Below are 9529 nucleotides of genomic sequence, written 5' to 3' on the forward strand. Positions count from 1 at the left end.
TTAATAATTTTTTCTATTTACAAAGGCTATGAGTTTGAATTCTAATAACCTTTTCTCTCAGTGTTTAAGACTTCCTCTTCAAATTTTTATAGTAATCAATAATTTAATGAACCTTTTAAGGAGTTTTCTATTTATATATGGCTAATTTATGTTAAAATCTTTGAAGGGAGGCGATAAAATGAGCAGAGATGTAATAATTGCTTTAGACTTTGATTCTTCTGAAAAAGCTTTAAATTTTATAGATAAATTTCAAGAAGATGAAGTCTATGTAAAAATTGGTATGGAATTATTTTACAAAGCAGGTCCTGAAATTGTAAGAGAATTTAAAAAGAGAGGACATAAGATATTTTTAGACCTTAAGCTACACGACATACCTAATACTGTAAAAAAAGCTACATTATCTTTAATGGACTTAGATGTTGATATGATAAATTATCATATAACCGGCGGTTCGAAGATGTTGAAGGAAGCTATTGAGGCAGCTAAGAAAGTTAAACCTGAGATTATAACTTTAGGGATAACAATGTTGACTTCAACTGATGAAGAAACAATGCACAACGATATACTTATAAAAGATGAATTAACTGTTGCAGATACGGTTAAAAAATATGCCGAGATTGGTAAGAATAGTGGACTTGATGGGGTTGTATCTTCAGCTTTAGAAGTACCTGAAATAAAAAAAGTTGCAGGGGAAGACTTTTTGACAGTAACTCCCGGAATTAGACTTGATCAAATAAAAGGTGATGACCAAAAACGTGTGGTAACTCCGGCTGATGCAAGAATGTTGGGTTCTGATTATATAGTTGTGGGACGTCCGATAACAGATGCAGAAGACCCCGTTAAAGCATATAGAGAAATAAAGAAAATGTTTATAGGTGAATGATGAAAGAGATATCAAAAATTTTATTAGACATAGAAGCTGTTAGTTTATCGCCAAGTGAACCGTTTACATGGGCATCTGGGATTAAATCTCCAATATACTGTGACAACAGGTTGACACTTTCTTATCCTGAAGAGAGAAGAATTGTGGAAAGTGGTTTGACTAAATTGATTGAAGATAATTATCCTGAAGTTGAATATATAATGGGTACCGCTACAGCAGGTATTCCTCACGCAGCTTTAATCGCTGAAAATTTAAAACTTCCAATGGGTTTTGTAAGGTCATCAAATAAAGACCATGGAAAACAAAATAAGATAGAAGGAAAGATTATAAAGGGAGCTAAAGTTGTGGTTATAGAAGATTTAATTTCAACAGGGGGGTCTTCTATTGAAGCTGCTAAGGCACTTGAAGAAGCAGGTTTTGAGGTGTTGGCTATAGTTGCAATATTCTCTTACAATTTAGAATCTGCGAATGAAAATTTTAAGGGAATGAACTTTGGATTAAAAACTCTAACTAATTTTGAAGAGTTAGCAGAAGTTGCGGCAGAAAATGGAATTATAGAAGAAGAAGATATATTGAAGTTAAATAAGTGGAGAAAAAATCCAAAAGATGAATCTTGGATAAAATAAATTAAAGATATAAGAAAGAGGAGTTTATTCAGCTTCTCTTTCTTTTAACTTATTATTTTCTCTATATTTTTTCAACTTTAATATAAACATAACTGAAAAGGGTACTACCATTAAAACTGAAACAAAATCTATTATGTTATAAATATAATCACTTTGCATGGACGGAGGAAGTGTTGAATAAAAATTATTTAACATATGCAATAAAACAGGATAAAATAAATTTTTAGTTTTCATATAAGTGTAACCAAGGATTAAGCCCATAATTGCTGTATAAATACTTTGAACAGCTTGCCCATGCCAAATTCCAAATAAAACTCCAGATAATATAGCAGGGAATAAACCACTTTTATATTTTTCTAAAAAATTATATACAATTCCTCTAAACAAAATTTCTTCAAATAATGGTCCAATAAATACGATTGACAAAAATACCCAAAAGTAAGCTCCGTTTTCAAATTGAGTCCACATATTAGAAAAATCAGTAAATTCATCTTTTAAAATTCCAATAGGAACCAGAAATCTTTCTATGAGATCTAAGACTATATATGAAATGCCGCCTAATGCTAATGAAAAAGGTATAGATAGCAATATAAAATTTGATTTTATAGGTTGTAATGTAATTTTATTTTTAGTAATCCATTTGTAGAGTGGGAAGAATAAAATTATTAAAAGTAGGCTGATTAAAGTGTCAGTCATAGCATAATTGTTTTCTAAAAAATTACTTAATCCGTCATAAAGAGATGATATGTAAAGTAATAAGTTATAAATTATTGCATTTAACAAAGGATATGTAAATACTATTATAATGGGGATGAAAAGATATATTAAATTCTTAGTTTTTAATTTCATAATAACTCCTTGTAATATTGTTTGATAAGTTTCTCATATATTGTTTAAAAAACAATATTAATTATCAAATTTTTAAGATTGTAATTAATTTGTTAGAAATAGTTTGTTTAGATAAATAGACAAAAGATAGAATGCTGTAAAAAGCTTGACAGTTGGCTGATTTTCTACTATAATCAGTTAGAATTTAACGGAGGGCGTAATAAGTATAGCGCCTTATTTTTATATATAAGGAGAGAATTATTTTGGTAGAAAAAGACATTTTTTTTACAGCTGAAGGTTTAGAAAAAATTGAAAATGAGATAGAATATTTAAAAACTGTTAGGAGAAAAGAGGTAGCTGAAAGAATTAAAGTGGCTCTTGGTTATGGAGACCTTTCTGAAAACTCTGAATACGATGAGGCTAAGAACGAACAAGCTTTAGTTGAAGAAAAAATAGCTAAACTTGAAATGATGGTTAGAAATGCTAAAGTCATTTCTGAAGATGAATTGAATTCTGAAATTGTAAATATAGGATCAACTGTTAAAGTTAAAGATGTACAAAGTGGAGAAGTGGATGAATATACAATTGTAGGTTCTGCTGAAGCTGACCCGCTAGAAGGAAAGATTTCAAATGAGAGCCCGGTAGGTGGAAAATTATTGGGACTTAAAGTTGGAGAATTTGTAGAAGTTGATGTTCCAGATGGAATCATTAAACTTGAAGTTGTAGAAATCTCATTATAGGAGGAAAAATGCAAAGTACTGAAGAAAAGAAGCTAAATGAAATGCTTGTTGCTAAGAGAGAAAAGCTACAAGAATTAAAAGATGCTGGTAAGGATCCGTTTCAAATTTCAAAATTTGACGTAACTCATCATTCAATAGAAATTAAAGATAATTTTGAAGAACTTGAAGAAAAAGAAGTATCTATTGCTGGACGTATAATGAGTAAAAGACGTCATGGTAAAATTGCATTCCTAGACCTTCAAGATTCTCAAGGCAGAATTCAAATTTTTGCAAAGAAAGATGTTCTTGGGGATAATTATGAAGATATAAAGGGATATGATATTGGCGATATCGTAGGTGTAGTTGGGAATGTATTTAGAACAGAAGCAGGAGAAATAACTGTAAGAGCTGGTAAAACTTTATTGATGTCAAAATCTCTTCAAATTCTTCCTGAAAAATTTCACGGACTTAAAGACCCTGATTTAAGATACAGACAAAGATATGTAGATTTAATTGTAAATCCTGAAGTTAAAGACATATTCTTAAAGAGAAATAAAATTATAAAATCAATTAGAGAATACCTTGATAACAGAGGATATCTAGAAGTTGAAACACCTATTTTGGGAACTGTTGCAGGTGGCGCAAATGCAAGACCATTTATAACACACCACAACACATTGGACTTAGATATGCAACTTAGAATTGCAAACGAGTTATTCTTAAAGAGATTAATCGTTGGTGGATTCGATAAAGTTTATGAAATGGGTAAGATGTTCAGAAACGAAGGTATGGACACTCGTCATAACCCTGAGTTTACAAACATAGAGTTGTATGAAGCATATGCAGATTACAATACAATGATGGAAATTACAGAAGAAATATTTGAAAATGCAGCAATGACACTTTATGGAACAACTGTTGTGAATTTCCAAGGAAAAGAGATTGACTTAAAAGCTCCTTGGAGAAGAGTTACAATGATTGATATTATAAAGGAACTTTCTGGAGTTGACTTCAATCAAATTCAAACTGATGAAGAAGCTAGAGAAATAGCAAAGGCTAAGGGTGTTGAAATTGAAGAAGGTTGGACTAGAGGAAAAATCATAGCTGAGTTCTTTGAAGAATTCTGTGAAGATTCACTTATTCAACCAACATTTGTAATTGGTCATCCTGTTGAAGTTTCTCCTCTTTCAAAGAGAAATGTAGAAGACCCAAGAATAACAGATAGATTTGAAGCGTTTATAAACGGATGGGAGTTTGCGAATGCATTCTCAGAACTTAATGACCCAATTGACCAAAAGGAAAGATTTGAATCTCAATTAAAAGAAAAAGAAGCTGGAGATGAAGAAGCACATCCAATGGATACAGATTTCATCAATGCTCTTGAAGTTGGACTTCCTCCTACAGGTGGATTAGGTATTGGTGTAGACAGAATGATTATGCTTCTAACAGATCAACCATCTATTAGGGATATTGTATTCTTCCCTACTATGAAACCACTAGGTAAAGAATCTGCTGGAAATTCTGATAAAGTTACAGTTGAAAAAATTGACTTTTCAAAAGTAAAAGTTGAGCCGCTATTTGAAGAATTTGTAGAGTTTGAAACATTCCAAAAATCAGATTTCAGAGTAGTGAAGGTATTGAATTGTGAAGAAGTTCCAAAATCTAAGAAGTTATTGAAGTTTACATTAAATGACGGTTCTGGAGTTGAAAGAACAATTTTATCAGGAATTAAAGAATATTACTCAGCAGAAGAATTGATTGGCAAAACATTAGTTGCAATTACAAACTTACCGGAAAGAAAGATGATGGGCATCCCATCACAAGGTATGTTGATATCCGCTGTATGTGAATATGAGGAAGAAGAAAAATTGAATTTGTTGATGTTAGACAATAACATTCCAGCAGGGGCAAAATTATATTAATAAATAATTTATTAAAAGGTGATGTTGCAGAGTAGAATCATCTATTCTGCAACATCACCTTTTTATATTTATGATTATTTTTTTATTTTATTTATATTAAGGCGTCAACTATTGTAAATTTGTCATATTCAATTGAAAAAGATATCTATTTATGGCATAATGAGAAATGCGAGTTGATGGTATATTGCTTTAAATGGGAAAAGAATTGTAATTGAATCTAATTTATTATGAGCAGTGTACTGAGATTTAAATTTAAGGAGAAATAATGAGACTTAGAAAAAACATTGGGCAATTCCTGAAATGGAACAGAACCCATATATATTTTTTGAACCTGAGGTATATAAAGGTAAATGGAAAAATGTATTTGGAAATGAAAATCCAATACATCTTGAAATTGGCTCAGGTAAGGGAAGTTTTATAGCTAAGATGTCAAAAAGGGAGCCTAATATCAATTTTATAGGCATTGAAATGGAAACTAATGCATTTGCATATGCAGCGAGAAAAATTGCTGAAGAAGAGTGTTTTAATGTTAGAGGAATTTCAATCAATGCTGAAAAGGTTGAGGAAATCTTTGAAAAGGGAGAGATAGAAAGGATATACATAAATTTTTGTAATCCTTGGCCAAAGAAAAGACATCACAAGAGAAGATTAACTCATACAAGATTTTTGGACAGATATAAAAATATCTTAAAGTCTGGTTCAGAAATAGTTTTAAAGACTGACGATAGACCATTCTTTGAAGATACTATTGAATATTTTAAAGATGGTGGTTTTGAGCTTACTAATTGTACATTTGATATGAAACTTGAAGATTATCCTGAAAATATTGTCACAGAATATGAATCAAAATGGAGATCTCGAAATATACCTATTTGTCATTTGGTAGCAAAGTATAAATAGGGGGTTTGAATATGGAAAATAAAAATAGAACTTTCAGTTCTAAAATAGGATTTATTTTAACAGCTGTTGGCTCGGCTGTTGGTATGGCAAATGTATGGGGGTTTCCATACAAATTACAACAAAATGGTGGGGGAGCCTTTTTATTAGTCTATCTATTTTTTGTTTTAGTTTTTGGATATGTTGCGCTTTCTGCTGAGTTTGCAATAGGAAGAAGAGCTAACACCGGTACATTGGGTGCTTATGAGTATGCTTGGAATTCGAGAAATCTTGGAGTTGTAGGTAAATTTATAGGCTTTTTACCTTTGATAGGGTCTTTGTGTATCGCACTTGGATATGCTGTAATCATATCTTATGTTGCAAAGGCTTTGGGGCAATCTATAACTGGTACACTTATGAGTGTTGATTCAGGAAAATGGTTTGAACAGTTTTCAGGAATGGATTACTCTGTAGTTCCTTATCATGCAATCATTTTATTTGTAACTTTACTTACTTGTATAAAAGGTGCTGATTCAATAGAAAAATCAAACAAGATAATGATGCCTGCATTTTTTGTGCTGTTTTTAATTTTAATGATTAGGGTTGCAATGATACCTGGTGCATTTGATGGATATACTTTTATGTTGAGACCTGATTTTTCAAAGGTTTTAAATGTAAATACTATTGTTACTGCAATGGGGCAAGCATTTTTCTCTCTTTCAGTTACTGGTTCAGGGATGATAGTTTGTGGTGCATATCTTTCAAAATCTGAAGATATAGTAGATGCAAGTAAGCAAACTGCAATATTTGATACCGTAGCAGCTATGGTTGCGGCGTTTGTAATGGTGCCGGCTGTTTTTGCGTATGGAATGGACCAAGCTGGCGGACCGGGACTTTTATTTGTTGTTTTACCTAAGATATTACAAGATATTCCCGGGGGAAGAATATTTGCGATGGTTTTATATACTGCTGTAATTTTCGGAGGAATTTCTTCTCTTCAAAATATGCTTGAAGTAGTTACAGAATCTTTGATTCACAGATTTCCAAAGTTAAAAAGAAAATCTGTTTTAGCTGTTCTTGGAGTGCTTTTATTTGGAATAGGTGTAAATATGGAATCTATAAGCAAATGGGGACCTTGGATGGACTTAGTTTCTATATATATAATTCCTATAGGAGCAACTATAGGAGCTATTTCATGGTTTTGGATTTTGAAAAAAGAGGAATTGTTAGAAGAAATAAATACTTCATCTAAGAAAAAATATGGTGATTTATGGTATAACATAGGTAGATATCTGTATGTTCCTTTTGCTATAATAATTTGTTTTATAGCATTGGCATATAAAGTCGCTTTTTAATTTTAGAAAGAAGGATTGCAATGATAGAATTTAGATATGATACACAACTTTTAATTGAAGGTAAACATTTAAGTGAGGAAGAAATAAATGATTATTTTGTAAATAATTTCAAAGGGGATTGCCTTCTTGCTGTTGGAGATGATGAACTTATAAAAATTCATTTTCACACAAATGAACCTTGGCAAGTTTTAGAATATTGTTCAACTCTTGGTGAAATCTTTGATATAGTAATTGAAGATATGGACAGACAGGCAAGAGGACTACAAGGATAGATAAAAATAGCTCGTAAATGGAAACATCTACGGGCTATTTTTTATTGAAGAATTTTAATTATATAATTACATATATTTGCCAAATTTATTTCTAGCTTTTATTCGGGTGTTTAAATATACAATTTTGGCAAGGCGTTTGGTTGGAAATAGACTTTTCTTACCAGTAACTTTTGTGATTACAGCTTTTTTAGCACTTTTTAACAATAATTTTTTTAACATAGTACACCACCTTTAATACATTTATACCACTTTAACATAATTTTAATACAGAATTTAGCTAATTGGCTATAATTATTGTATAATGTTATTATGGAAAATAATATAAATAACAAAATAGAAAGAGTAATAATAGTTGGAACAGACATAGGGGCTAGACCTCATAGTCTTGCAACTTCAATAAATGAGTTAGAAGAGTTAGTAAAAGCAGCAGGAGCTGAAGTTGTGGGAGTTGTAACTCAAAATATAGATAAGTACTCTCCAAAATTTTTAATTGGTACAGGAAAATTACAAGAAATAAAAGATATGATACCAAAACTTGAAGCCAATGTAGTTGTTTTTAATGACGAACTTTCAGGAGTGCAACTTAGAAATATAGAAGATGAATTAAAGGTAAAAATTTTAGACAGAACAAGCCTTATACTTGATATATTTGCAATACGTGCTTCAACTTATGAGGCTAAATTGCAAGTTCAATTAGCTCAACTAAGCTATCAATTGCCAAGACTTTTGGGAATAGATGGCTGGTCCAGAACTGGGGGAGGGATTGGTACAAGAGGACCAGGCGAACAGATAATTGAAACTGACAGACGTAGAATATTAAGAGAAATTCAAACTATAAAGGAAAAGTTGAAGAAGGCAGAAAAGACCAGAGAAACTCAAAGAACTGGAAGAAAGAATTCTATGATTCCAATAGTTTCTTTAGTTGGATATACAAATGCCGGAAAATCTACTATCTTAAACAGAATAAAAATTTCAGATGCAAAAGAAGTATTTGTAAAGGATATGCTTTTTGCAACTCTTGACCCAAGTTCAAGAAAGGCTAAGCTATTAAATGGAATGGACTTTATAATTTCAGATACAGTTGGATTTGTATCTAAATTGCCTACAAAACTTGTAGAAGCATTTAAGTCAACTCTTGAAGAAATAAAACATTCGGATTTAATTCTACACGTAATAGATGCTTCAAATGAAGATTTGGAAATTCAATATAAGACTACAATGGACATATTGGAGGAACTTAAGGTAGATAGAAGTAGAATCTTAACTGTGTTTAATAAAATGGACAAAGTGGGCGGAGATTTGATGATAAATCCAAGGCATGGCGAAAATAGAATTTATATTTCAGCTACTCATGATGAAAGTATGGATAAACTTTTAGAGGCAATAGAGGAGAATTTACCTGAAAGATTTTATAATGTAAAACTTTTAATAGGATATGCCGACTCAGATACATTGTCAGAAATTTTGAATAAGCACAATCACGAAAATTTAGAATACAGAGAAGATGGAGTTAGTCTTGAAGTAGTGTTAAGTGAAGCTGAATTTAGAAAGTATGAAAGGTTTGTTATGTGATGTTTTTAAGCATATTTAAAAATGGACGAGATGAATTTATTGAAAAGAAATCTAAATTTATAGGACATAGCTTCATTATTCACAGCGAAGAAGAAGCTCTTGAAAAACTTGAAAAGATAAAATCAGAGTATAAAGATGCAACTCATAATTGTAGTGCTTATATAATTGGAGAAGACAGACTTATCCAAAGGTATAACGACGATGGGGAACCTTCAGGAACGGCAGGTATACCAATGCTTGAAGTTTTAAAAAAGGAAGAACTAACCAATGTTTTGGTAGTGGCTACTAGATATTTTGGGGGTACTTTGTTAGGAGCCGGAGGATTGGTAAGAGCGTACACCAAGACGGCAAAAGTGGCAATAGACGCTGGGATAGTCGTGTCTATGATTGAGCATGAAGAAATCGCATTTTCGTATGACTACACTTTTCATGGAGCAATAACTAATTATCTGATTAAAAATGAATATATAATTTTA

11 protein-coding genes are annotated in these 9529 nt (G+C 31.4%); 9 read left to right on the forward strand and 2 right to left on the reverse strand.

Features of this window, described 5'->3' with window-relative positions:
* The first annotated feature begins 178 nt into the window (after positions 1-178).
* Both pyrF and pyrE read left to right on the forward strand, forming a co-directional pair.
* Positions 179-883: an orotidine-5'-phosphate decarboxylase gene (pyrF, locus tag HMPREF9129_RS04755; RefSeq protein WP_040552328.1), complete on the forward strand. Its 705-nt coding sequence runs from the start codon at positions 179-181 to the stop codon at positions 881-883.
* A complete protein-coding gene (gene pyrE, locus HMPREF9129_RS04760) occupies positions 883-1509 on the forward strand; it encodes an orotate phosphoribosyltransferase (RefSeq protein ID WP_281269842.1) in 627 nt (208 codons plus the stop codon). The genes pyrF and pyrE overlap by 1 nt, the downstream gene beginning before the upstream one ends.
* 24 nt (positions 1510-1533) lie before the next feature.
* On the opposite strand, the gene HMPREF9129_RS04765 is transcribed toward pyrE, so the two are convergent.
* Positions 1534-2358, reverse strand: a complete 825-nt coding sequence (locus HMPREF9129_RS04765) for a CPBP family intramembrane glutamic endopeptidase (RefSeq protein WP_004820912.1) — start codon at positions 2356-2358, stop codon at positions 1534-1536.
* A gap of 242 nt (positions 2359-2600) precedes the next feature.
* Here HMPREF9129_RS04765 and greA point away from each other — a divergent pair, with 242 nt between their 5' ends.
* The 5 genes from greA to HMPREF9129_RS04790 all read left to right on the forward strand — a co-directional run bounded on the left by greA (position 2601) and on the right by HMPREF9129_RS04790 (position 7481).
* Complete coding sequence (greA, locus tag HMPREF9129_RS04770; protein ID WP_004820913.1) at positions 2601-3077, forward strand: transcription elongation factor GreA; 477 nt, start codon at positions 2601-2603, stop codon at positions 3075-3077.
* Positions 3078-3085: 8 nt separating this feature from the next.
* Positions 3086-4978: a lysine--tRNA ligase gene (lysS, locus tag HMPREF9129_RS04775; protein WP_004820915.1), complete on the forward strand. Its 1893-nt coding sequence runs from the start codon at positions 3086-3088 to the stop codon at positions 4976-4978.
* A gap of 300 nt (positions 4979-5278) precedes the next feature.
* Complete coding sequence (trmB, locus tag HMPREF9129_RS04780) at positions 5279-5878, forward strand: tRNA (guanosine(46)-N7)-methyltransferase TrmB (protein ID WP_004820916.1); 600 nt, start codon at positions 5279-5281, stop codon at positions 5876-5878.
* A gap of 11 nt (positions 5879-5889) precedes the next feature.
* Entirely contained in the window at positions 5890-7209 is a 1320-nt protein-coding gene (locus HMPREF9129_RS04785) for a sodium-dependent transporter (protein WP_004820918.1), read from the forward strand.
* A gap of 20 nt (positions 7210-7229) precedes the next feature.
* Complete coding sequence (locus tag HMPREF9129_RS04790) at positions 7230-7481, forward strand: fatty acid kinase subunit FakA-related protein (RefSeq protein WP_004820920.1); 252 nt, start codon at positions 7230-7232, stop codon at positions 7479-7481.
* Positions 7482-7547: 66 nt separating this feature from the next.
* Here the strand turns inward: HMPREF9129_RS04790 and HMPREF9129_RS11385 are convergent, their stop codons facing one another.
* On the reverse strand, positions 7548-7700 hold the full coding sequence (locus tag HMPREF9129_RS11385; protein ID WP_004820922.1) for a hypothetical protein: 153 nt from the start codon (positions 7698-7700) through the stop codon (positions 7548-7550).
* A gap of 90 nt (positions 7701-7790) precedes the next feature.
* Between HMPREF9129_RS11385 and hflX the strand changes: the two genes are divergently transcribed.
* Both hflX and HMPREF9129_RS12290 read left to right on the forward strand, forming a co-directional pair.
* Complete coding sequence (gene hflX / locus HMPREF9129_RS04795) at positions 7791-9053, forward strand: GTPase HflX (RefSeq protein ID WP_004820923.1); 1263 nt, start codon at positions 7791-7793, stop codon at positions 9051-9053.
* Positions 9053-9529, forward strand: a 477-nt coding sequence (locus HMPREF9129_RS12290) for an IMPACT family protein (RefSeq protein ID WP_004820926.1), incomplete at its 3' end; no start/stop codon positions are given. The genes hflX and HMPREF9129_RS12290, both read left to right, overlap by 1 nt.

The organism is Peptoniphilus indolicus ATCC 29427 (assembly GCF_000227315.1).
GTDB lineage: Bacteria > Bacillota > Clostridia > Tissierellales > Peptoniphilaceae > Peptoniphilus > Peptoniphilus indolicus.

Bases quoted from the DNA above. Each gene is read 5' to 3' on its own strand.
- pyrF (WP_040552328.1), top strand. From the start codon at position 179: ATGAGCAGAGATGTAATAATTGCTTTAGACTTTGATTCTTCTGAAAAA.
- pyrE (WP_281269842.1), top strand. From the start codon at position 883: ATGAAAGAGATATCAAAAATTTTATTAGACATAGAAGCTGTTAGTTTA.
- HMPREF9129_RS04765 (WP_004820912.1), bottom strand. From the start codon at position 2,358: ATGAAATTAAAAACTAAGAATTTAATATATCTTTTCATCCCCATTATA.
- lysS (WP_004820915.1), top strand. From the start codon at position 3,086: ATGCAAAGTACTGAAGAAAAGAAGCTAAATGAAATGCTTGTTGCTAAG.
- trmB (WP_004820916.1), top strand. From the start codon at position 5,279: ATGGAACAGAACCCATATATATTTTTTGAACCTGAGGTATATAAAGGT.
- HMPREF9129_RS04785 (WP_004820918.1), top strand. From the start codon at position 5,890: ATGGAAAATAAAAATAGAACTTTCAGTTCTAAAATAGGATTTATTTTA.
- HMPREF9129_RS04790 (WP_004820920.1), top strand. From the start codon at position 7,230: ATGATAGAATTTAGATATGATACACAACTTTTAATTGAAGGTAAACAT.
- HMPREF9129_RS11385 (WP_004820922.1), bottom strand. From the start codon at position 7,700: ATGTTAAAAAAATTATTGTTAAAAAGTGCTAAAAAAGCTGTAATCACA.
- hflX (WP_004820923.1), top strand. From the start codon at position 7,791: ATGGAAAATAATATAAATAACAAAATAGAAAGAGTAATAATAGTTGGA.